The 24062-nt window shown below is 37.9% G+C and carries 22 protein-coding genes and 1 riboswitch; of the genes, 8 read left to right on the top strand and 14 right to left on the bottom strand.

Going from position 1 to position 24062, the window contains the following annotated elements; all coding sequences use genetic code 11:
• Positions 1-2: 2 nt before the first annotated feature.
• Both PCNPT3_RS05835 and fadR read right to left on the bottom strand, forming a co-directional pair.
• Positions 3-2477: a DNA translocase FtsK gene (locus PCNPT3_RS05835; RefSeq protein WP_015464947.1), complete on the bottom strand. Its 2475-nt coding sequence runs from the start codon at positions 2475-2477 to the stop codon at positions 3-5.
• A 21-nt stretch (positions 2478-2498) separates the two neighbouring features.
• Complete coding sequence (gene fadR, locus PCNPT3_RS05830; protein WP_015464946.1) at positions 2499-3236, bottom strand: fatty acid metabolism transcriptional regulator FadR; 738 nt, start codon at positions 3234-3236, stop codon at positions 2499-2501.
• A 362-nt stretch (positions 3237-3598) separates the two neighbouring features.
• Here fadR and dsbB point away from each other — a divergent pair, with 362 nt between their 5' ends.
• Complete coding sequence (dsbB, locus tag PCNPT3_RS05825) at positions 3599-4120, top strand: disulfide bond formation protein DsbB (RefSeq protein WP_015464945.1); 522 nt, start codon at positions 3599-3601, stop codon at positions 4118-4120.
• A 74-nt stretch (positions 4121-4194) separates the two neighbouring features.
• On the opposite strand, the gene thiM is transcribed toward dsbB, so the two are convergent.
• The 6 genes from thiM to thiD are packed head-to-tail and all read right to left on the bottom strand — an operon-like array spanning position 4195 to position 9073.
• Complete coding sequence (gene thiM / locus PCNPT3_RS05820) at positions 4195-4986, bottom strand: hydroxyethylthiazole kinase (protein ID WP_015464944.1); 792 nt, start codon at positions 4984-4986, stop codon at positions 4195-4197.
• The gene (locus tag PCNPT3_RS05815) at positions 4986-5678 is read right to left on the bottom strand and encodes a TenA family protein (protein WP_015464943.1); all 693 of its coding nucleotides are present in this window, start codon (positions 5676-5678) and stop codon (positions 4986-4988) included. The genes thiM and PCNPT3_RS05815 overlap by 1 nt, the downstream gene beginning before the upstream one ends.
• Positions 5679-5689: 11 nt before the next feature.
• The gene (locus tag PCNPT3_RS05810) at positions 5690-6634 is read right to left on the bottom strand and encodes an ABC transporter substrate-binding protein (protein ID WP_015464942.1); all 945 of its coding nucleotides are present in this window, start codon (positions 6632-6634) and stop codon (positions 5690-5692) included.
• A gap of 42 nt (positions 6635-6676) precedes the next feature.
• Positions 6677-7417 (bottom strand): ABC transporter permease, encoded by a 741-nt coding sequence (locus tag PCNPT3_RS05805; RefSeq protein ID WP_232207386.1) that lies wholly within the window; start codon positions 7415-7417, stop codon positions 6677-6679.
• Positions 7418-7457: 40 nt separating this feature from the next.
• Positions 7458-8225 (bottom strand): ABC transporter ATP-binding protein, encoded by a 768-nt coding sequence (locus PCNPT3_RS05800; RefSeq protein WP_015464940.1) that lies wholly within the window; start codon positions 8223-8225, stop codon positions 7458-7460.
• A gap of 2 nt (positions 8226-8227) precedes the next feature.
• Positions 8228-9073, bottom strand: a complete 846-nt coding sequence (thiD, locus tag PCNPT3_RS05795; protein WP_015464939.1) for a bifunctional hydroxymethylpyrimidine kinase/phosphomethylpyrimidine kinase — start codon at positions 9071-9073, stop codon at positions 8228-8230.
• A gap of 70 nt (positions 9074-9143) precedes the next feature.
• Positions 9144-9243: riboswitch (TPP riboswitch) on the bottom strand.
• A gap of 369 nt (positions 9244-9612) precedes the next feature.
• Here thiD and PCNPT3_RS05785 point away from each other — a divergent pair.
• Together PCNPT3_RS05785 and PCNPT3_RS05780 are read left to right on the top strand one after the other, a co-directional pair.
• On the top strand, positions 9613-9891 hold the full coding sequence (locus tag PCNPT3_RS05785; protein WP_015464937.1) for a hypothetical protein: 279 nt from the start codon (positions 9613-9615) through the stop codon (positions 9889-9891).
• Between the two features lie 24 nt (positions 9892-9915).
• Positions 9916-10146: a hypothetical protein gene (locus PCNPT3_RS05780; RefSeq protein WP_015464936.1), complete on the top strand. Its 231-nt coding sequence runs from the start codon at positions 9916-9918 to the stop codon at positions 10144-10146.
• A 55-nt stretch (positions 10147-10201) separates the two neighbouring features.
• Here PCNPT3_RS05780 and PCNPT3_RS05775 read toward each other — a convergent pair whose 3' ends face one another.
• The gene (locus PCNPT3_RS05775) at positions 10202-12250 is read right to left on the bottom strand and encodes an FUSC family protein (protein ID WP_015464935.1); all 2049 of its coding nucleotides are present in this window, start codon (positions 12248-12250) and stop codon (positions 10202-10204) included.
• A 602-nt stretch (positions 12251-12852) separates the two neighbouring features.
• On the opposite strand from PCNPT3_RS05775, the gene PCNPT3_RS05770 reads away from it, so the two are divergent.
• Both PCNPT3_RS05770 and PCNPT3_RS05765 read left to right on the top strand, forming a co-directional pair.
• Positions 12853-13422: a DNA-3-methyladenine glycosylase I gene (locus PCNPT3_RS05770; protein ID WP_015464934.1), complete on the top strand. Its 570-nt coding sequence runs from the start codon at positions 12853-12855 to the stop codon at positions 13420-13422.
• Between the two features lie 234 nt (positions 13423-13656).
• Positions 13657-14691: a DUF475 domain-containing protein gene (locus tag PCNPT3_RS05765; RefSeq protein WP_015464933.1), complete on the top strand. Its 1035-nt coding sequence runs from the start codon at positions 13657-13659 to the stop codon at positions 14689-14691.
• A 151-nt stretch (positions 14692-14842) separates the two neighbouring features.
• Here PCNPT3_RS05765 and PCNPT3_RS05760 read toward each other — a convergent pair whose 3' ends face one another.
• The 4 genes from PCNPT3_RS05760 to PCNPT3_RS05745 form a co-directional block, all read right to left on the bottom strand.
• Entirely contained in the window at positions 14843-15268 is a 426-nt protein-coding gene (locus PCNPT3_RS05760; protein ID WP_015464932.1) for a DUF1090 domain-containing protein, read from the bottom strand.
• 312 nt (positions 15269-15580) lie between these two features.
• Positions 15581-16996: a YfcC family protein gene (locus PCNPT3_RS05755; protein WP_015464931.1), complete on the bottom strand. Its 1416-nt coding sequence runs from the start codon at positions 16994-16996 to the stop codon at positions 15581-15583.
• A gap of 45 nt (positions 16997-17041) precedes the next feature.
• On the bottom strand, positions 17042-18106 hold the full coding sequence (locus tag PCNPT3_RS05750) for an alanine/ornithine racemase family PLP-dependent enzyme (protein WP_015464930.1): 1065 nt from the start codon (positions 18104-18106) through the stop codon (positions 17042-17044).
• 121 nt (positions 18107-18227) lie between these two features.
• Entirely contained in the window at positions 18228-19127 is a 900-nt protein-coding gene (locus PCNPT3_RS05745; RefSeq protein WP_015464929.1) for a LysR family transcriptional regulator, read from the bottom strand.
• 712 nt (positions 19128-19839) lie between these two features.
• Between PCNPT3_RS05745 and PCNPT3_RS05740 the strand changes: the two genes are divergently transcribed.
• The 3 genes from PCNPT3_RS05740 (at position 19840) to PCNPT3_RS05730 (ending at position 22607) form a co-directional block, all read left to right on the top strand.
• Positions 19840-21018, top strand: coding sequence for a pyridoxal-phosphate-dependent aminotransferase family protein (locus tag PCNPT3_RS05740; RefSeq protein WP_015464928.1), 1179 nt, complete (start codon positions 19840-19842; stop codon positions 21016-21018).
• Positions 21015-21785 carry a CDP-alcohol phosphatidyltransferase family protein gene (locus PCNPT3_RS05735; RefSeq protein WP_015464927.1) on the top strand — a complete coding sequence of 257 codons (771 nt, stop codon included), beginning with the start codon at positions 21015-21017 and terminating at the stop codon, positions 21783-21785. The genes PCNPT3_RS05740 and PCNPT3_RS05735 overlap by 4 nt, the downstream gene beginning before the upstream one ends.
• A 69-nt stretch (positions 21786-21854) precedes the next feature.
• The gene (locus tag PCNPT3_RS05730; RefSeq protein ID WP_015464926.1) at positions 21855-22607 is read left to right on the top strand and encodes a phosphocholine cytidylyltransferase family protein; all 753 of its coding nucleotides are present in this window, start codon (positions 21855-21857) and stop codon (positions 22605-22607) included.
• Between the two features lie 218 nt (positions 22608-22825).
• Here PCNPT3_RS05730 and PCNPT3_RS05725 read toward each other — a convergent pair whose 3' ends face one another.
• Positions 22826-23701: an NAD-dependent epimerase/dehydratase family protein gene (locus PCNPT3_RS05725; protein WP_015464925.1), complete on the bottom strand. Its 876-nt coding sequence runs from the start codon at positions 23699-23701 to the stop codon at positions 22826-22828.
• Positions 23702-24062: the final 361 nt, after the last annotated feature.

The raw sequence follows: 24062 nt of genomic DNA, 5'->3' as shown, positions 1-24062 counted from the left end.
TTTTAATCCTTTATTGGGGGAGCAGCCAATACTTCACGACTGCTATTTGCCCCTGATGGTGGCGTGATCACACCTTGTGCTTGCAGTTGATCGACAATACGCGCCGAACGGTTATAACCAATTCTAAATTTACGTTGAATGCTAGAAATAGACACTTTACGGGTTTCACTAATAAAAGCGACAACCTCATCAAACAAGGCATCGATTTCATTTTCTGTATCGCCCTCTTCACCCGGTAGCATAGTATCAAGGCTCATTTCACCTTCTAAAATATCTTTCACATAATTAGGTGCGCCACGTTTTTTCCAATCCGCAACCACTTTATGCACTTCATGATCGTCAACAAAAGCGCCATGTACGCGTGTTGCAACGCCTGTTCCTGGCGGTAGATATAACATATCACCGTGACCGAGTAATGTCTCAGCCCCCTGCATGCCTAAAATCGTACGCGAGTCAATTTTACTCGAGACTTGAAATGCAATACGGGTGGGAATATTTGCCTTGATAAGGCCTGTAATAACATCCACTGATGGTCGTTGCGTTGCTAAAATAAGATGGATCCCAGCGGCCCTTGCTTTTTGCGCAATACGTGTGATTAGCTCTTCACATTTTTTACCCACAATCATCATCATATCCGCAAATTCATCAACAACGACCACGATATTAGGCAGTTTTTGTAATGCTGGCGCCGTTTCATCCATGCTATCGCCGGGCTTCCACAATGGATCTAACATGGGTTCCCCTTTTTCAATAGCTTCTAATACTTGCGCGTTGTAACCGGCTAATGTGCGCACGCCAACCGCTGAAAGCAAACGATAACGACGCTCCATCTCACCCACACACCAGCGCAGAGCATTGGCTGCATCTTTCATGTCTGTCACAACTTCGGTTAACAAATGCGGGATCCCTTCATAAACACTTAACTCCAGCATTTTAGGATCGATTAAAATCAGGCGCACATCTTCCGGTGATGACTTATACAATAAACTGATCAACATACAGTTTACACCAACCGATTTTCCTGAGCCCGTCGTCCCTGCCACCAATAAATGAGGCATTTTAGCCAGATCAACCACCACAGGTTCACCCGATATATCTGCGCCAAGTACGATACTTAACGGCGATTTTGCGTTCTTAAACGCTTCACTACCGAGTACTTGTGAGGCATAAACAATTTCACGATATTTATTTGGCAACTCTAATGCGATCACTGATTTACCTGGAATTTGATCCACCACGCGCACGCTAATGGCTGAAAGAGCCCGTGCTAAATCTTTTTCTAAAGCGGTCACCGCACTCACTTTCATACCCGGTGAAAGCGCCAATTCAAAGCGTGTAATAACCGGTCCAGGAAGTACATTCACCACTTCTGCTTTAATTTTAAATTCAAGCAGTTTAGCTTCAACTAATCGCGCCGCACTGTCGAGTTCTTCTTGTGAAACTTGGTGCTCTTTTTTAGTGACTTTATCTAATAAATCAATACTGGGGAAATCACCAATCGACAAATCTTTTTTATGCGCGATAAAGGGTCTTGCATGCGCAGGTAAATGTGAAAAATCAGGTACTTTCTCGGTGCTCGCTTCACTAAAATCAATAAGAACCTCTTCGCCATCGGGCACACTTTGCATCGGCGTTTCTGTAAATACGATATTAGGGATTGGCTCATCAAACACGGGTTGTGTTAAGAAATCAGGCTCAGACGCTGTAAAATCTGGCACTGTAGCGCTAAACACTGGCCCTTGTTCTGCCATTGGGACATCATCTCGATTAATCTCTGTTTTTTTCTTACGCGTTAATTTTTTAAGTAACACTTTCTTATCACTAAATAAAGACGCTTTGGGTCTTTGGTCGCGCGCCTGCGTAAAGTTGTGCCAGTGTGTCGGCAGTGCCAATAAGAAATAACCAGAGGCAATCGTGCCCGCACCTAAACTATCAATAAGCGTCAGCCATGAAAAACCAAACAATAAAGTAGATCCTGATATAAGTAAGGTTAATAATATAAGGTTAACTGCCAGTAAACTAAAAAATCCGAGCATACTTTGTGCGATGATATCGCCAATTAAGCCACCAGAAGGATAATAATTAAAATCATTAAAATTTAATGAGGCAAGGGCTGACAAGCTAAAAACAGTAAAAATAAAACCGATAATACGTAAACCTGCATTTAAAAAATCTATGTCTAAATTAAATTTAGGTTTCCATAAAATAGTCCATGCCAATAAAACAATCACTATCGGCAATAAATAAGCGAGTAAACCGAAGGCATAAAATAAAATATCAGCAGTCCACGCCCCCACAGGGCCACAACTATTGTCAATGGCAGCAACCCAATGTTGTTGCGACCAACTCGGATCGGAAGGAGAGAAGGTCATAAGAGACAGTGTAATAAAAATTGCCACAAAAAAAGTCAGGATAATACCGACTTCAAAAAGTTTTTGAATACCGGAGAGACGATTAATTATATTTTTTTTAAACAAAACAATACCTTGTATTTTAAGTCAATCTAGAAAGTCTACGGGTAACTGGTGACGTAAGCGTAACCATATTTTACCACTTGCGAATGCGGAATCTCGCACTATTTGCATTATGGGTTGTAACTCACCTTTTTCTAATACGGCTTTAATATCCGCATAAAACGTTAAGGCAATCGAGCGGGCTTCGGTATTTGAAAAATAAAAAACACCTACCTTACGGTATAAATCTTGTAAGCCATTTAAAATCAAAACATAGATCATATTATTAGAAGACACCGCCACATTGTGATAAAAGCGATAATCAAACTCTGTAAATTCTTCACTGCTGGCATCAATCGACGGGACATTCTCCAAGTACGCTAATACATTGTTCTTATTATTTTTAGCTGCCATACGCAATATAATAGTACTAATATTGGTGCGTACTGACATTAATTGATCAATAAAATCACTGCGTCTACTGACGTCTAAACGTGTGAGAGTGCTTAATATGTTGAGACCTGATGTTTCCCAGAAATCATTCACTTTAGTCGGCTTACCATGGTGAATAGTGATCCAACCATCTTTTGCTAGGCGCTGTAAGACTTCACGCAATGTTGTACGTGTTACGCCTATTTTATCCGCCAATAAACGCTCTGCCGGTAAAACTGAATTAACTGCAATAGAGCCATTCCATATTGACTCAATAAGGTATTGCTCTGCGACATCAGCAGGCCCTTTTGCTTTCATTATCATGTTATTATTCGCTATATACTTATTCATTAACAATACAACCTGTAAGCTTGATATCTTTAATTTATACCCATGTTACCTAAAAATGCTTATTCGGCACTCGCTCGATAGTCCTTCAAGGCGCAACCCTTGTTAAGAAGTATAAATAACAAAATAGATCAAAGGAATACAAAGATATAATAACACAGTCAACATTTGTAGAAACACCTCGTTTTTTATCTTTTAACTAAAAATAAAGACTGATTCGATTTTAATGCTTATTTAGTGCCCTTATCTCGCATCATTAGGGCGTTTTATTAAACAACAGATACGCCAATGATACAAATTTCATTTGTGATCACATGCTTAGCCATGTTATAAAATTTGTATAAACTCCCGTGTAAGGAAAAATTGTGTTTTTAATCTTAAAAAATTTATCAAAACAGCGTTGGCCATGGCTATTACTTGCAAGCAGTGCGCTCACACTTGAACTCTGCGCCTTGTTTTTTCAACATGTTATGCACTTAGAGCCTTGTGTTATGTGTGTTTACGAGCGCCTCGCTATGATAGGCCTTATTGTCACTGGACTCATTGGCGCCATCGCCCCACAATTTTTATTACTGCGCTTAATAGCATTTTCGAGCTGGCTGATCAGTGCATATTGGGGCTTACAATTAGCATTAGAGCATACAAAATATCAACTCGACCCATCACCTTTTGCCGTTTGCGCTTTTTTACCTGACTTTCCAAATTGGGCGCCATTACATTTATGGTTCCCCTGGTTATTTAACCCCACCGGTGATTGCGCCAATATTGTTTGGCAATTTTTAGGCTACACCATGCCACAATGGTTGATTGTCAGCTTTATTATTTATTTAGTGCTATTTATTGTCATTGCAGGAAGCGCCTTATATCCTAAAAAATGGCTTAATTAAGCATAAAAAAAGCGCACTGTGAAAATAATTCACAATGCGCTTTTTCTTATTATTTGAATCTAAGCTTTAAAAAATTAGCTTATTTTTAAATACTCACCTATTTTTTGTGCATCTAATGCATACAATTCATCTAACAAGTTAACTTGTAAACTACCCGGCCCTTTAGATGACATAGCCGCTATTTCACCTGCGACACCTAAAATAGCCGTCGCTGCCAGCCCCGTTGTTTCGCCAATGGCTGCAAACGCACCGGTTAATGCTGATAACGTGCACCCCATCCCCGTGACCGATGCCATCATAGCAGCGCCATTACGTAAGTACGTTTCATTTGCGCCATCTAAGATCACGTCTGTTTCACCAGAGATCACCACTTGGCACGCATAACTTGCAATTAGCTCGAGGGCTGCACTTCTCGCATCAAGACTCACATGCACAGAATCAACGCCTTTACTGCTTACAGGATAACCCGCAAGGGCAATGATTTCTGACGCATTAGCGCGAATAATCAGTTTATTCGCTAAACGCACTATTTGCCTCGCACTTTGAGTGCGAAAAACACTCGCACCACAGCCGACAGGATCAAGTACCACCCATTTATCTGCAATGTTCGCTTGTTGCACGGCAAATAACATACGCTTTAGCCCGTCTTCATCTATTGTTCCGATGTTGATCACAACAGCCCCTGCAATCCCCACCATCTCAATCATCTCAGCGCGAGAGTGCGCCATAATGGGAGATGCGCCGATTGCCAGTAACGCATTAGCGGTATTATTCATCACCACATAATTGGTGATGTTAAGTACTAATGGTTTTTTCGCGCGCAGCAACGCTAATGCCTGCACTATTTTTTCTGTTTTTAAACGCATTACACTGCCCCTTGATTGTCCGCATTAAGGTCCCGTATCTTTAAACTTTGCTCCCAAAATGCGATTTCCATACGCGTCGCATTTCGAAACACTTCAATTAACGTTTTACCTTGCGCACTGTGCACATCAATATCGGCTAATAACACGTCTAAATATTGCTGACTTTCAAGCGTTGACTGCTGCAGATCATCACCCGAATACAAGTCTATCCAACTTGTATATGGATTACCCTCTTTCAATGTCCTTTTATCCATTACCAGTGCTCGCCCTATTTGCGCATAGCCAATAAAACAAGGTGCTAAGGCCGTATACAATTGCACAACATCACCGCTCATCCCCGTATCTAAAACATAACGCGTATATGCAACCGTACCGACTTCTTCGGTTTGCGCTTCTAAATCTAACTCAGTGAGTCCCCAATCATTGCAATAACGCACATGATGGGAGATTTCTTCTTGTAAAAGCGCTTGTACACTGGGCAAAAATTGACGCATTTCAGCTAAGGTACGCGCTTTATAGATTGCCAACGCATAAGCCCGCGCATATTGTTTTAGAAATAAGAAGTCCTGCTTAAGATAATGTAAATAACATGGCTGAGGCAACTCCCCCGTTGCCAATAAACGCACAAATTCATGTTCGGTATAAGCAGCCCAATCTTGCTCACAGGCTTTAATTAAATCTTGATAGCGCATATTTTGCTCTCTTATTGAAAATCAGGCATATAATCTTTGGCTTTTGGTAGCACTTTAATGATTTTGTTAGCATACATAAAGGCAGCATAATTATCATAACGCCCTAAATCAATCGCACTCGGACGCAGTGCAAAGCGGCTTAACGTTGCCTTCCATGCGCGTTTATTTAATTCATTATTTAAAGTGTCCGGCGCATAAGAAACAAATTCTTTCCATGCTGCATCTGGATGGTTAAGAATATAAGTTGTCGCCTGCTCTAACGCCTTATTAAACGCACGAATTTTTTGTTTGTCATAGGTTTTTGAATTAGCAATAAATACAAGCTCATCAAAAATAGGCACGCCATTTTCTTCTGGATAAAAACCTTTATTCGCAAAACCTTCAAGCGTTAATTGATTCATCTCAAAGTTACGGTATCCACCCCAAATTGCATCGACTTTTCCTGATGCGAGTGATGATGATAACGCCCAACCCACATTAATAAGTTGTACATCGCTAAACTTTAAACCTTGGCCCTCGAGCATTGCTTTAATGCTTGCATCTTCAGAACCACTGATTGACACACCAATTTTTTTACCTTTTAAATCCGCTAACGTATTGATTTTATTATCATCAAGTACTATTAGTGTATTTAATGGTGTGGCAATTAGTGTCGCACTGCGGATCAAGGGTAAGCCTGCAGCAACATCAATAATTAAACTCGGCTGATAAGACACCGCCATATCCACTTTATTAGCGGCCACTAATTTAGGGGGCATTGACGGATCCGCAGGCTCTTGAATATCCACGCTTAAGCCCTGCGCTTTAAAATAGCCATGTTGTTGCGCAATAATAATGGGGCCGTGATTTGGATTAACGAACCAGTCCAGCATTAATGTCATTTTTTGTGCGTAGCTATTAAGTGAAAACACACTCAGCACTAAAGCCAATACGCAGAGTTTCATTTTATTGTTCATCTTACTTCCTTTTAAAAAACGCCCCAAAGGAGCGCAGTAACATCAGTCTTGCCAATGAATGAGCTTTCTTAACAAGATATCTGTTAAAAAATAAAGCCCCACTGACAAAGCCGATAAAATAAATAGCGCAGCAAACATTTCATCAATAAGCATGCGCGCATTTGCCTGTAACATGAGATACCCCAAGCCTTCACTCGAGCCAACCCACTCTCCTGCAACAGCGCCGATAGGTGCTATCACCACCGCCACACGAATACCGGATGCAAGTGTCGGCAGTGATGCGGGTAACTGGATATAACGTAATACTTGCCATTTACTGGCGCCCATGGTTTTTACCAGATCTAAATAACCTTGCGGGGTATTACGTAGTCCGTCATAACAACAGGTGCAGATAGGGAAAAAAATAATTAAGGCGGCCATCACCACTTTAGAGGCGATGCCATACCCCAACCAAAGCATCAAAATGGGGGCGATAGCAAAAACAGGAAACGCCTGACTGGCAATTAATATTGGCATCAGCCAACGTTTTAAAGGCTTAAATAACAACATTTGCAGGGCAAATAACATCCCCATAGACAAACCTAAGCCTAACCCGAGCACGATCTCGATAAACGTTATCCACGCATGTCTCAGTAAAACGTCATAACGAAAACATAAGCGCTCAAACACCGCCAACGGGCTTGGTAAAATAAAATTGGGTAAGGCAAAAAAGAGTACCGCAGCTTGCCATATCGATAAGATCACCAAGGCACTTATCAAAAAACGAAAGGCAGCGGCAAACATATTTCTTGATCTTTTAACGCCTTGAGGTGGTGCAGATATATTATTCATTATCATTCTCTAAACAGATCATAATTTGTTGCTGCAAGGTTGCGCACTGCGCATCAAATAGACGCGGCGTCTTTGATGAGGGAACATCTAAAGCGGTCACAAAAGCCGGACGACCCTGCATAATATAAAGCTTGTCAGCTAAACGGATCGCTTCTTGCGGATCATGGGTTATCAGTAAAACGGTTTTATCTTTTAATAATTTTATGGCAAGATTTTGTAATCGGTATCGTGTCACTGCATCAAGAGATGAAAAAGGCTCATCCATTAAAACAATGGGTTTATCTTGCATTAAGGTGCGTGCTAATGCGACGCGTTGGCGCATACCGCCAGAGAGTTGCTGCGGAAATAACGCCTCTTGATGCGCAAGCCCAACGCTCTCTAATAAAGATAATGCGCGGATTTTTTGCTCTTTTTTGGATGTTTTTAAAAACTGAGTACTAAGGAGCACATTATCTAAAACAGATAACCAAGGCATCAATAGATCTTGCTGCGCCATATACGCCACTTCATTGTCTAACTGACACTCGGGATCCGTTTGTAATTGTCCTTGCCAATGCACTGTTTTTTCAAGTAGGCCCGCGATATAGCGCAGTAAAGAGCTCTTACCACAGCCACTTTTCCCCAGAAGACATGTCCACGATTGAGCGGGAATACACATATTCAATCCCGACAACGTGGCATTGTCACTTTTGTAATAACGTAAATATCCATCACTAATATTGATATTAATTGGCCGACTGCCCTGTATTTTTATCGACATGATTAAAGCTCTGACAAGGGTAAATTAAAAAAATGATGTACTGGCCCGCTTCCCTTACCAATGTCTAATTTATCCGCATGCGCTATCGCCAATGAGACATAATCTTTAGCATTTTGCACCGCTTTTTCTAAGCTATCGCCTTGCGCTAAATAAGAGGCAATCGCCGATGATAAGGTGCAACCTGTCCCGTGTGTATTTTTAGTATGGGTTCGCGGTGCGCGAAAAATCTTAGTGTCGTTGTTGATGATGAGAATATCATCACTGCTTGTATTTGAGGTGTTATGCCCGCCTTTCAGAAGTACTGCAGAGGTATCTAATTGGCTGAGCGCGGGGATCATGGCTTGCATCGCATCAATAGCGGGATCATAAGAGATATTAAGTAAGGCGGCAGCCTCTGGTAAATTGGGGGTGACTATGTCTGCAAGCGGTAATAATTGTGTTTTAAGTGTATTAATAGCCGATTTTTTTAATAATAAATCACCACTGCTGGCAACCATCACAGGATCAACAACCACGAAAATAGGTCTATATTGCTTTATTTTCCGCGCCACCAGCGCAATAATATCACTATCCGCTAACATGCCCACTTTGACGGCGATTATATTTAAGTCACTAAAAACAGCATCTAATTGTTTTTCAATATGCTCAAGCGGGATAGGAAATATTGCTGTCACGCCCAGTGTGTTTTGCGCCGTGATAGCCGTGATCACTGAGCACGCATAGCTACCTGTTGCAGAAATACTTTTAATATCAGCTTGAATACCCGCACCACCTCCACTATCAGAGCCAGCAATGGTAAGTACAATCGGAATGAGGGAATGTTTTCTGGGGGACGTTGTATTTATCATAAGAGCGCCTTGTGTTGACACAAGGAACTTAAGGCATGCAGGTAAAAATCAAGGTAAACACCCAAGAGATCTAACAAGATGCATAGTTCCCTCCGCCAATATTAATTGGATCAGGTTCAACGGGTCTCGTTTCTACGATCTCAGCCTTTTGGGCCCCCCGACTATCGAAGCGCATAATAACAAATTATATTAAAAGAGCAACCCACAACACACTGATGTTTTTATCGCTTATTTTTAAAGCATAACAATATAAAAAGTGTATTTGTTTGATAAATAAGGGCGATATTAAGCGCATAGAACAGGCATAATTTCCTTCCGCCACTTTGTTTACAAACACCCAACAGGCACCGAAAACAAACGCTATGATGGCCATTTCCCGCAAAGTGTTTTCACCACAAAACAGTAGCATTATGATTTTATTGACTATTTTTAATGCTCAGGCTAACACGAGCACATACTCTAAATTTACACTTCCAAAGATAAATATATGATGTAATATATACGGTCAAGTTTCATACACTTACAGGCACGAGCAACTTATGAAAAAACTTATCTTTTTGATCCTCCTGGCCACCACTCTTTGGAAGTTCTACCCCACAGAAGAAAAGTCAGGCGTCAATGATTTGGTCACTCAATTAAAAGGTAAAGTAGAGCATTTTTTAAAGAAAGATAACGTTCAATTTACGTGTGATGATCGTCAATATTGCACACAAATGAACTCGCAAGATGAAGCTCTCTATTTTATTGAAAACTGCCCCAATGTAAAAATAGTAGCAGAGCCTAATAGTCTTCCTTGTAAAGATGATCCGCGCTTTTAAACTACGTCTAAATGAGGAAGTAACATGGCAGAAATAATAATGAGCATTGGCTTCATTATATGTATTATTGGTGGAATACTACTTGTGATCCAAGCCTTTAAAATGAGTCTGGTTTGGGGCCTCTTGTGTCTATTTTTAATGCCGGTTACGTTTATTTTTACTGTTGTGCACTGGCCAGTGGCTAAAAAACCTTTCTTTATACAATTAATAGGGATGGTGTTTTTCGTTATCGGAACCTTTATGGCTAACTCTTAACAGAAAGAAAGCCCGTTTTAACAAGCATCAAACACTTATGCCTTTTATTTTAATGTCACTCTTTAATAATATTAGGGCATAAGTGCTTTAAACTTATTTCATGCATTTTTTTTAAAGTGCTGACAGATAAAAACAACAACGAACGAACACCATTTTGATCCATACTTTCCGCGTCATAATACCTATCATGATCCTGACTAAAAGAAGGAAACTCGGTCTCTTTTTTAGTGCGAAGAAGCACAATTAAAGCATCAACCGCCTGTTGTACTTCTTGTTGAAATATCCCTAATTTTTTATAGCGAGCACCTTCTCTGATGAGAACACTCAGTACCGTTAAATAATGTACTAATTGCCGATGTAATTGTAATAATTGCTCATAATAGTCACTTTGCATATGCGTGTGCACGGGCTCTTGCTGCATTTCCTTTAACACCAGCTCCCAGGCATGCTCGCTCATAAACATATTGCGTCTAACCTGCGTTAATTCTTTTTTATCAACCTCTTGCGCAGCATCACGCCGTAATGAATTAAAAGTAAACGCTAAAATACCCCCCACTGCTTGAATCGATTCGATGCTTTTATGATGAATTTCTTTGCCTCTCCATTGTGGCCATAATAGGCTATAGCCAAGATAAACAATACTCGCCCCTATAAGGGTATCGAGTAAACGAGGCAATACAAAAGATAAGCCTTGGTGCAATATCAATTCAAACACTAATACAATAAATGCACTGATCCCCGCCATAAAAAACATATAATTGATCATATAAAGAAAGAATGAAATGGGTAATAAAACAATCATCAGCACAATCAAAACAGGATCACTCACGCCGAGTTCAATCCAAATAACGGCAAATGCTAAACCATACAAAGTGCCCAGACAGCGCTCAAAAATACGGCTACGCGTTGCTAAAAAATCCGATTTTATTACCATTAAAATACATAAAACAACCCAATCTGGACGCAATAATTCAAAATATTGTGCAATATCTGCACCCAGTGCCAACATCAATGCAATACGCCCGGCATATTTTAAAAGGTTAAGATCCCATGTTGGCCAGTGCCATGATTGTGATGAAACTTCAATATCTTTAGCGCAAAGATAGCGGGGTTCATTGATATCCACTAACTTGCTAAGCAGTAAAATACTTCGTCCCCAAAATTGTAAATGAATATACTCTGGCACAACAACTTGATGCACTAGGCGCTGGGCGGCTTCAATAATAGGAGTCTGTGACGAAGGTGTTCTTTTATATTTTACGGCGATAGCAAGCGATCGTAATCGTTGTTGCAAAGCATCACTCCAATTTACAAGTAGTGTGCTACAAATAGGATCTTTAAATTTTTTGTGTAAATCTGGATGCATCGAATGACCTGTAAGTGCCAACTCAAACATCTCATTGGCCACATATAATGATTTGATTAATGCAGGATCTTCTTTTTTAGTTAATGATGAGGATTGAAATGCCTGTGAGATCAACCCCACTAACAGATGTTTTTGTTTATTTAACTTTATTTTAATCAACGACTCACCCAATAATGCACATTGGCGTAAATAGATATAATCGGCTAACGCGACATAGATCGTACTTAGGGCAGATCGTAATACGATATGTCGCCAAATTGAAAACCATAACCAGCTTAAAAGGCTAAATAATGCGGGACCAAGCACTAACAAGGCGTATTGATATGTTGGACTTTGCTTTGAAAAAAGAAAAAAGACCATCACTAATATAAATAAACAAGACGATCCTAAACGATTCCAAAACTCACCATTTAATGCCCCTAATGAAAATACAAAACCGCAAAGAAAGAAAACGAGCCAAATAGGAAGGTCTGATCGCATTAAGGTGTAACTGCTTAATATGGCAAGCCCCCAAGCCAATGACAATATAAGCAGGTGTTTACAACAATCCTTATTGGGTTGGTCAATGCCACTAATTAAGGCAGCAGGTATCGCAGAGGCAGCTATCACAGAGAACATGAGATGATCTGTTAACCAACCTGCGCCAAAAATCAAAAAAAACAGGGTCGAAACACGACTACTAAAATTAACAGCGGGATGGTAAAAAATAGAGGTCATAAAATGTAACTTTTTTGCCATAAACTACGTCCTAAAACAAATTATAATGTGACTGATACCTATTCTCTCCGCTAAGATCATTTATACCTGTACAGGTTATGATCCTAATTTTCATCTTAAAACAAAGGTATATTGGGGCACGATTTAATGAACTAAAGTAGATAAACAGGTAAGTGTTTTCGTATTTAGGCCAAGTATTTATTAATAAAAATGCATCATATAAAAACATGATACACAGGGAGTTTTTTTTGTTATAAAATTTCGTGATGAGATAAGCAACACATATTAAGAACAAATACGCAAAGGAATAAGCTTACATTGTACTCTTGGGTTTGTTTTTAACAATGAATAAATGATGCTATATAAAATAACTTACAGTGTCACTTTTTCTCATTAAAATAAAAAAAATATAATTTAAAAGTAAGAGCCTATCGACTTTTAACTCTTCAAAAAGCAGTAAGATACACATAACGTAAGCATGAGCATTAAATTGAAGGTTAATTCCATAACCTGCTCATTAAAGACTTATATTAGATACTTAAAAGATGATAGATAATGACGAGAGTTTATCCGTGACCTTTTAAGTGACGCTATCGAATTAAGCGCTAAGGAAATTATATTTAATGAAACGATGTGACTGGGCAAATACCTCCTCTTTAGAAATACATTATCACGATGAAGAATGGGGAGTTCCCATACATGACGACCGTATGTTGTTTGAGATGCTTATTCTTGAGGGCGCTCAATCGGGCTTAAGCTGGCTAACTATTCTCAAAAAACGCGAGGGTTACTTAAAAGCTTTTGACAACTTTGATGTGAATAAAATCGCACTCTACGGTACAAAAAAAGTCGAAATTTTACGTCATAATGCAGAAATAGTTAGAAATAAGATGAAAATTAATGCTTGTATCGAAAATGCAAAACGTTTTTTAGAGATTCAACAAGAGTACGGTAGCTTCGATCGCTACATTTGGTCCTTTGTCGGGGGTAAGGCCATTAATAATCAATGGACTTGCATTGAAGATGTCCCCTCCATGTCAGAGGTCTCTAAAAAAATGAGCATTGGTCTTAAAGAGAAAGGTTTAAAATTTGTTGGTCCGACTATTTGTTATGCTTATATGCAAGCGGTTGGCATGGTTAACGATCATATAACCTCGTGCTTTAGATATAAAGAAACACAAGAAATATCATAAATAAACTCATTCGAAAATAAATATAATTGGCTTATTGATAACGTCTCTAAAAATTATCCTATAAGCCTCTCCCTCCCTTTAGAATAAACCGAATCATTTTTATGACATTAATCTCAACACCAACACGGCACCACCTCGATAAAAATTTGATTTTTGTTATTGAGCCCTGCGTTCTGAATTGATATATTCAATACCTATATTTTTGAGAACAATTAAAAAGAGAAGGTCTTATCAATGCGTAACTTACGGTTTTTTAGAGGTAGTTTTTTAGTCACATTCATAGGCGCTTTACTTGGATATTTGATCGGTGGTTTTGAAGCGCTCTTTCTTATTTTTGTATTATCTGTCCTCGAAATTTCTCTTTCTTTTGATAATGCGGTCGTTAACGCCACGGTACTTAAAAAGATGGATGCGTTATGGCGAAAACGCTTTCTTACTTGGGGAATTTTAATTTCTGTTTTTGGCATGCGCGTGATATTCCCTGTTGCTGTCGTCTCTGTCGTCGCAGGCGTCTCGCCTTGGTCTGCCATACTCATCGCTATCAACTCCCCTTCCCAGTACCAAGTTTTAATGCAGAGTGCGCATATCTCTTTGATGGGGTTTGGTGGATCCTTTCTCTTATTGGTGGGTTTAGATTTCTTTTTAAATGAAGATAAAACAGAACATTGGATAGGTATTATTGAACGCCCTCTTTTACATATTGGTAAATTGAAGTTTTCAGCGCCTATTTTTACCGTTTTAGGTATTCTTTTGATAGCAGGGCTCTACTTACCCGATGCGGATCAATATTCATTTATCGCCTCTGGTGCCAGTGGTATCGTTGCATTTACATTGATCCATAAAATCTCGGCGCAAATGGAAAAAAGAGAAGATCGGCGCGCCTCATGTAATGGCACAGTCGTTGTTGCCAAAAGCAGTTTAGGTATGTTTCTCTACTTAGAGCTTCTCGATGCATCCTTTAGTTTTGATGGCGTCATTGGCGCCTTTGCTATCACAACTAACTTATTAATTATTGCCACGGGGCTTGGTATTGGCGCGATGTTCGTACGTTCTTTAACGATCATGTTTGTTGAAAATAATGTTTTAGAAGAATATCAATACTTACAACATGGTGCATTCTATGCGGTTATTGCCCTTGCTATCATCATGTTTTTGAAAACATTCATTCATGTACCCGAAATTCTTACCGGCCTCATTGGAGCCGGATTTATTGCACTTGCCTTTATACATTCCTTAATTGCCTCGCGTAAAAATAACAAAGGCACTTAAAATGTAACGCGCTCACTAAACGCCTGCTTTATATTGTAGGTAAACTTAAAAAATCTTAATATAAAGATAAGGCTCTGATTGAATATATTAGAGCCTTATCTTTATTTTCCATACAAGTAACGCTAAGTTTGTTAATAAGAATTCAAGCAATTTATTCGAGGTTTGATAATGTATTTTGTAGATACTGACGTTTGATTTTGGCTTCTTTAATTTTATATTGATACTTACGTACTTTATCCTCTCTTTCGTATTCTCTGGCCTTTTTAAGGTTAATATCATAAGTACTGATCTTAATGTTAATCGCGTCTATTTTAGACGTCACATCATCCTTTAACCCTTGATGCGTACAATATGATTTAGCATTACCCAAGGCTTTAAGGAGTCCATCTGCTCTGCGTTCATTACCTTTTTCCGTTGCAATACTGAGTTGCTTTTCAATGGCGCAGTATTTTTTTTCACATCCTTTAAACTGATCGCAATCAGAGGTCGCAAAGGCCGGCGTCGATACCCCGACAAATAATAATCCCAGCATAGCGTGCATTAAAATATTGAATAATTTAGGGCATTTATTTTTCATAAATATTTCCTAGGATAAAGATAAAATAATGAAGCTCGATAGTGAGCAGAACAATAAATAGCAATTAGCGCCTTATTGATGACAAATGACGCATAAATGTCTTCAAGTGTATTGCATCTTAATGTAAACAGACAATAACATCAGCAAAGCATTTTGCTCTCATCTTCTTTTTTAAAGAGCTAATAGGTTACAAAGATTCTCCTTTGATATATAAAAAGGCCCTCTGCACAGACAAAGAGCCTTTAAACCTACTTTTAACCATAACTTGTTAATCATTAACCAAGTATCGAGTACTTATATCGAGGTTTCATATTAAGCAAATACCGTTACCCCTAATGATAAAATAATGCAGTTCATCACGATGAAAAATCCAACTAATGGCGCAATAAATTTGAGCCAAGTGATATAAGGAATACGCGCGATAGCAAGGCCACCCATTAACACACCATAGGTCGGCGTGACAAATAAAACCGTACCAATACCACTCATAAATGCGGTAACAACAAGCTCTCTGCCTGTGCCTGCAAAATCAGCCAATGGCGCTAAAACAGGCATACTCATTACAGCAAGACCCGACGTTGAAGGAACAATAAAAGATAACATCATCTCTATTAGGTAAATCATATTAATAAATAAGATGGAGCTTTTACCTTGCACAAACGCTTCTGCATAATGCAAAATTGTATCGGTAATATGCCCGGCTTCCATCACCACAACAATGCCACGTGCCACACCAACAATTAATGCAACACCAATTAAATCAGCGGCGCCGGCGATAAAGGAATTAATTAACTCATCTTCTTTTAAACGCCCCACTATTCCACATAAAATCCCCATGAAAATAAATAAAGTGGCCATTTCACCCATCCACCAGCCCAAGATAGAAACACCGTAAATCATAATGGCAAAGGTGGTTACAAATAAAATAAGCACACCTTTTTGCGAGGTTGTTAATAGCACGTTGGGATTGCTTGCTTTATTCGCAAAGAAGTGTTTTTCGTTTGATTCTTTAAGGTGATAAAGCAGTGATGCGCGGGGATCTTTTTGAATTTTACGCGCGTAATGCATGATGTACGCACAGCTGACAATAAGTGCGATGACAAGAATACAAAGACGTAAACTAATACCACTTAAAAAATCGATACTGGCAGCACTTGAGGCTATCACCGTACCAAAAGGATTAATAGTTGAACCCAAGGTGCCGACACCCGTGCCAACAAAAATCACCGATACCGCCACTAAGGGATCAAACCTGGCAGCCATAAATAGCGGGATCATCAATCCATAAAAAGCTAACGATTCTTCTGCCATCCCATAAGTGGTGCCTCCAATCGCAAAGAGAAACATCAATAACGGGATCATATAAAGCTCTTTGCCTTTTAATCGGTCCATTATCCGTGCAAGGCCGGTATCAATTGCACCCGTTTTAGTGATAATACCTAAAAACCCACCTACCATTAATATAAACAAGCTCACATCCACCGCGCCAATCATCCCAGATGAGGGATCATAAAAGCCGGATATAGGCGCCATTAATGTCTGAAAAAAACCTTGCGGTGAAGATTCAATGATTGTAAATGAATTAGGTATTGGCACTTCACGGCCTAAACTTTCGTTCATCTCGCGTACATATTCCCCCGCAGGCAATATATAAGTGAGTAGCGCAAAAAAACCAATTAAAACAAATAATATCGTAAACGTATTAGGAAACTTTTTTATTTTGAACATAGTCTAACCTCATCTAAAGTTGATTGTTTTTTTTAAATTTATTCTTTAACAAAAATTCTTATGCACATATTCTGATGTCATACACTGTAAAATACCGCTATAGGAAAGTGTAAAATCAACACTGTCTCCTATCTGTAGGGCGGGCTCTACATCGGTAATATCTAAAATCAAGTGGTCGCTACTTCCGCCAATCAGCATAATATTTTTATCTTTTAAAAATAATTGAGAGAAATCGATATCTTGTTTCCCCAGTGCGCAAATAGCGCGTTTTCGGTTGCCCCTATCAACAAAAACAGGTTTATGACCAAAGGCATCTTTTGCTGTTGAATTGAGCGGAACAGATGGTTTTATTTTAATTTCAATGATTTCAGCGCTCAGCGTAAAAGCATCTTGTTGGGTATTGGGGATAACATCATCATTTAGTCCGATGCCCATTAATAAGGAAGCACCTAACCTTAATTGGTTAATACCTTTGGGTAATTTACCACTGAGCATTAAAGGCAAAGCGGCTGAACTTGCACCCGAAATGTAAGTTAATTTAATGGCATTTTTATTTTCAATTTTTTTAGCAATCTGTAACAATTGAGTTTGATTTTCAAACGTAGGTTCAACACCGCCATAGCACGCCAAATTACTGCCAAGACCAACAAGTTCAAGGCCTTTAAGCTGCATACACTGCTCTGCTAAGGTTAATGTTTCTTGCTCATAAAATGCGCCCTCTCGAAGGTCTCCAAGATCATGCATAATAATGATTTTATGAATTTTATGTTGCTTGATAGCGGCAACAGATAACGCTTTTAGCGTGACTATTTCCGTATTTAAGGAGATGTCAGAGTATGTGATCACATCCTCAATTTCGCTCAAAGAAGGCATTCTTAGCAGCATTTTTATGCAGTTTAAGTGTTTAATTTTTTTAAGGTTAACAATGCGGGGATCGGCAATAAGATGAATGCCAGCATCAATTAAAGCTTGCTCTACTTTTGGCTCTGCGCAGGCAAGCTTGGCGATACCACAGGGGATCACGCCATGTTTTTTACATTCTTTAATTAACGATTGTGTATTGGATTTAATAATACCCAAATCTATATTAATGCAAGGTGACTTATGCATATAAAACTCCATTATCTGATATTTTATTCACATTAAGTTTTTTTTAGTAAATGTAAAATATCTCGTTTTATATGCTTACATTGTTCAAATTCGATGTAATGATCTAATAGCAATCAAGCCTTTATATTGTATGCGCCTTAATAATAAGATCTTTTAGTTTTCGTGCGGCTAATGATAATTCTTTAGAGGTTAAAAGTGTGAGATGAAAGGCTGCGGTATAATCTAAATCCGGCGCATTAATTTTTATCATTTCGCCTTTTGATACCCAAATGTCTGCAAAATGATCGGGCAGATAGCCAATAAAATTCCCCGATAAAATCAAATGCACGGTCGCTTCCATATTGACACTAGTGGCAACATTTTCGCCTTTATTTAGATTAGTTAATGGCGTTATTTTATGCGAAACACCACGATCAATTAAATTAAAAGCAGCCATCTTTTTTGCGCTTAATTTACCTTTAACGTCTAATACAGGATGCATGGCGGCGCAGTAAAGTGATTGTGTTTCATCAAATAAAGAGAGATACGTTAAACCTTTTTTTCTTATTTCTGAAGATGTCACGCCAAGCTCTATACGCTCGTCTAATAGCATCATTTCAATTTGAAACGAATCAAATACATCTGTTTTCATGGTTATTTTTGGGTAAAGATTAGAAAAAGACTTGATGGCATCTTTGATTTTACAATTAGGATTTGTCGCAATATTATCGGTTAAGGTTAATATAATATGCCCGTTGGATATGTTTCTAATATTATTCAATGCTTCTTCAAACGAGGCAATTTCATTAAATATTTTTAGGCAGAGTTTATAAACGTTCTCACCATCATTGGTCAAATAAAAACCCCGACGCCCTCGATGACATAAGGTCATCCCTAAACGCACTTCTAGCGTCGTCATTTTGGTACTGATCGTTGACTGGTGCATATTTAGTTTTGATTGCGCAGCTGAAAACCCGCCTAACTCAACAATGGTGACAAATAAATCAAGTAAGTGTAAATCAAAATCTTTTATATTCTGCATGATTTTCCCTCTTCAAAACATTCACGTTATTAATAGTGATATTAATAACAAAGCAATTCCTTTGCTCTTATCTTTATAATCAAAATGAGACATTGAGAATAAAACAGACACAACCCATCAAACGATCTATTCCATAAAGCGATTGGAATTTAACACAATAATACTATAAACAAATTAAATCAGTCTCTTACATGTGACATTTAACCTTTAAATACACCCTGTTTTTATTAAAATAGATAAGACTTATGAATATGGAATTATTAATATAACAAAAAACAAAAAATCTTTTATCAAAACAAATAAACAACAAAAAAAAATAATAAAAACCAAAAGACAAGGCGTTGATAATACGCTTTATTATTCATCTATATTTGACATGGATAGTGTTAATATCTCTTGCTAGCAAAGATCATATGGAGTAATCTCTTTTCAAATTGCATGGGTACCTCCCCCAAAAAGTACGTTTCATTTCAAATAAACACCTAAAACAGTAACACTCACCCGAAACCTGAATTAGACGATCGCCCCGAATAAATTCTAGGGATGATTCTTATCAAAAAATGAAAGTTTTAATGAACTACGTTATAACCTGTAAGTATTTTACATTAATTTTATTTATCACTTTTCTTCTTTTATCAGCAATAAATAACGTAAAACTGATCAAGCAATTTTAAGGAATAGGCGATTAAATATTAATAGGCGTGATCATAAAATGGAAAAAGATTTATTATTTACACCAGGCCCAGTCAATTTAGCCAGTAATGTGAAAATGGCTATCATTAAAAAAGATATTTGTCATCGTGAAGTGGAGTTTGAAACTTTACTCAATAGTATTGAGACTAAACTGTTACATATTTTCGATGTAGATCATAATAATTATCGCGCCGTGATTATTACCGGATCAGGAACGGCTGCCAATGAATCTATATTGTCATCCATTGTGAGTGATCAACATATCCTTATATTATCTAATGGTGAATTTGGCGAACGATTGAATAACATATCTAAAATTCACAATAAAAACACTCATATATTGTCATTCCCCTGGGGGAAATCCCTTGATTTAAACATCATAGAAGATTATTTATCTAACAATAAGATTGATATTATTGCAATGGTTCACCATGAGACCAGTTCAGGGATGTTAAATTCATTATCTGATATTGGTAAGCTCACTAAAAAATACGGCATCACTTTTTTTGTCGATTGCGTCAGCAGTGCCGGTGTAGAAATTATTGAGATGGATAAATGCAATATTGCCTTTATTTCCAGCTCAAGCTCTAAAGCTATCGCGTCATATTCAGGCTTATCATTTGTCATCGGTAAAACAACAGAGTTTGAAAAGCTAAAAGATTTACCCGCTAAAACCACATACCTTAACTTATATACTTTTTACCGTTTTATGTGTAATTGGTCACAAACACCCAATACACCAGCGGTGCATCTTTTTTATGCATTAGATCAAGCCTTATCCAACCTTATTGATCGAGGTATCAACAATTATTATAAAGATATCAGAAATAAAGCGAATATTTTACGACGAGGCATTACTAAGTTAGGGCTGAAATTTTTAATTGAGCCCCAACAAATGTGCTCAATGTTAACAACGGTTTGTGTCCCGTCTAATATAGATGTAAGCATTCTGCGGGAAAAACTACGCGATAAATCTATTATTATTTATGAAGGGAAAGGCTGTTTCTTAGGTAAAGTTTTTCAAGTCGGCAATATTGGAGAGCTATCGCTTCATGACATACAATATTTTTTAAATTGTTTAAAACTCATATTGCATGATCTATTAAATATTGAAGTGGATCACTTATTAACCCACAAAAACAAATATAAAGATAATTTGATTATTATAAATGATGAAAAAAGAGAGATTGCTTTATGAACACTAAATTAAAAACATTATGGGCAACCAAAACTAAAGATGATGAGTGGTGGTCCTCTTTTGTAACGTCTCCATTAGCAATATTACTCAATTATATTGTGGTCGACATGAAATTTTTAACACCTAATCGAATCACTTTAATTTCATTTTTAACCGCTATCCTTTCATGTGTCTTTATCCTTGTTGGAGGCATGCAAAATTTTATTATTGCCGCTATTTTAATTACCCTAAGCCATGTTTTTGATTGTATGGACGGACAAATGGCTCGCTATCGAAAAACGACTTCTGCATCGGGAGCCTATTACGATAAATTAACAGATCAAATTCAGGTCACTATGTGGTTCGGCTCAGTGGGATTCGCTGCCTATGCACAATCAGAAAGTGTTCTTCCTATTTGTTTAGCTTTATTAGGGATCGCATTTTACTCTTTACGAGGCTATGTAAAATACATCACGATCTACACACACATGGAGGAGGATTGCCACTATTTAGACTCTCTGTCTAAAAATAAAGTGCAACAAAATAATGTTGCTGGTATTGAATTTAGTTTCCTCGATAATTTATGTTGGTTTATTAAAGAGCAGAAAAAAATCCTATCTTTTAATGAAGGCGTTTTTATCTTTATGTTATCGTTTTCTTTGATCTTTAATCTACTTACCCCCATGCTTTGGATCTTTGCCCTCAGTCAGATATTTTATGGCTTATATCGAGGACTACAACGAGGCCAAGAGTTAGAAAACAATATAAATAACCAAATAACCAAATAAGACGCCATTCTAAAATGCCGTCTTATTTCCTATCAACAAGTATATTTAACAAAAGATTTATTGATAACTATGAAAGATAATAATAAAAACCTGAAAGCCATTATTTTAGCTGCCGGTATTGGCTCAAGAATAAGACCCTTAACGAATAACTGCCCTAAAAGTTTATTAAAAATAGGTGAATACACTATATTAGAAATGATGGTTTCTAATATAGTCAAATGTGGTATTACTGAGATTGTATTTATTCTTGGCTATTTAGAAAATGATATTAAAGATTTTATAAATAAGAATTTCCCGAGTTTAAATGCGCATTTTATTACCAATGAATTTTATACCAAAACGAATACAGGTTACTCTTTAATGCTGGCAGAAGAGCTCGTTAAGGATTCTTCTTTTATAAAATTTGATGCGGATGTGGTTTTTGATATTGAGATCCTTAAACAACTCATCGCATCTGAATATGAAAATTGCTTATGTGTTGATACCCAGATAAATCTAGATGCAGAAGAAATAAAAATTATCATCAATGATAAAAATCAGGTTCTTAAAGCCAGTAAAGATGTCGCCCCTAAAGATGCTATCGGCGAGTCTATTGGTATTGAAAAAATAAGTAATAGTACTGCAAAACGCTTGTTTTCAGAATTAAAAGAGATGATGAGCGATGAAAAACATCATCAAGAGTATTACGAAGCAGCATATGAACGACTTATTGCCAAAAATGTTATCTTCAATATCTTAGATATTACTGGATTAAAATGGATTGAAATTGATACTTTAGATGATTTTGCAAAAGCTGAAAATATATTTAAAAAATGTCACTAAAATATTGATCCCTTCATAATATCTTAGATTTAGAAGAGAGCGTGTTCCTTTGCGCTCTCTTCTAAAGAGAGCTTCTTTAATTCTCCAGCCTTTAAATCCACTTATCTATAACCCTTGATATTAAAAATTCTAAAATAAAGTGGATCCTGAGATCCCATCATCGCAATATTAGAATGTACACTATCTTCCATACCTAACATTGTAGTAACGTTATAACTCTATTTTCTGACCGGTAATACTTCCGCCAGTTCACTGTCATACATCGCTAATACACTCTCAAATCCATGTGACGGTTGCCAATCTAGCGCGCGTTGGGCGGCCCTTGAGTCATAAACACGATCTAAACTTTTGGGCACATCCCAGCCTCGCTTTAAAAACTCAGTGGCCAAATCACTGGCATACTCTCCAATGACAGGTGATGCGTTTTCTAATAAGGCCCGGCAACATGACGGATCAAAAGGCGTTTTTCCTGAGATGATAAAACGATTAAAGCCATTTAAACGTTTTTCAATCGCGCATAAATGCGCACTGGCAACATCGCGCGCATCAATGCCTCGCGTTAAGCGATAAACGCACATCATATCAACCGGCTCAGGAAAACAGCGCGACATTTGTAATACAGTAATGGGGAAATTAAAATGATTTGAAATGTTTTCAAGCTTTTTTTCCGCATTAATCTTCGTGCGGTGATATATCGATTTAGGCTTTGGAAGCACACTTTCATCAATCCACCCAGCCATACCTTCGGGTGTTGAAGCATACCCATACAACGCCGTTGTACTGGTAAATACAAAGTGTTTAATACCCTGCTGTATGGCTTGTAACGCTAAGTTTTGCGTTGCATCTTCATTAATACTTACAAATTGAGCATCACTAAAGATACCCACATGTGGAGCGTGTAATGCTGCGCAGTGCACGATAACGTCGACGCCATGGAGCGCTTTACTCATTAAGGCTTTATCTCGAATATCCCCAATGTGATCCACCGTGGAGCATGGCGTTAAATCAACACCAACAACCTCATGGTATTTCATTAGCTTAATATATATAGCGCGCCCAACCCGGCCTGCCGTACCCGTAATTAATATTTTCAAAAGAATACTCTACTCATTTAATCGCCATCATGGCGTCATAACCTAAAATAATCATTTCTCAGACTTATACCAAAGGAACTAAAAAGGTTACCCATCTTGCTTGTTGAAATTATCCCACCCTGCGTTGTGCGTTTTGAAGTGAGAACAACACTCTCCTACAACTCACGCATTGCCGTGAAAATTTATAAACCGCATTTTCTCCGACTTAGTATATTCAATTAGGGGGCATCTGTCTGATGCTTAAAGCTTTTTAATTGGATTTAAAATCAAGATGGCTAAATCACTTATTAATGGCTGACGCATAAAATGCAGTGCCTAGTGACAGGATAAGCGCTTTAATTTTAAACAGATCAGGCTAATT

The organism is Psychromonas sp. CNPT3, from assembly GCF_000153405.2.
Taxonomy (GTDB): domain Bacteria; phylum Pseudomonadota; class Gammaproteobacteria; order Enterobacterales; family Psychromonadaceae; genus Psychromonas.
This window is presented reverse-complemented; position numbering and strand designations above follow the sequence as displayed.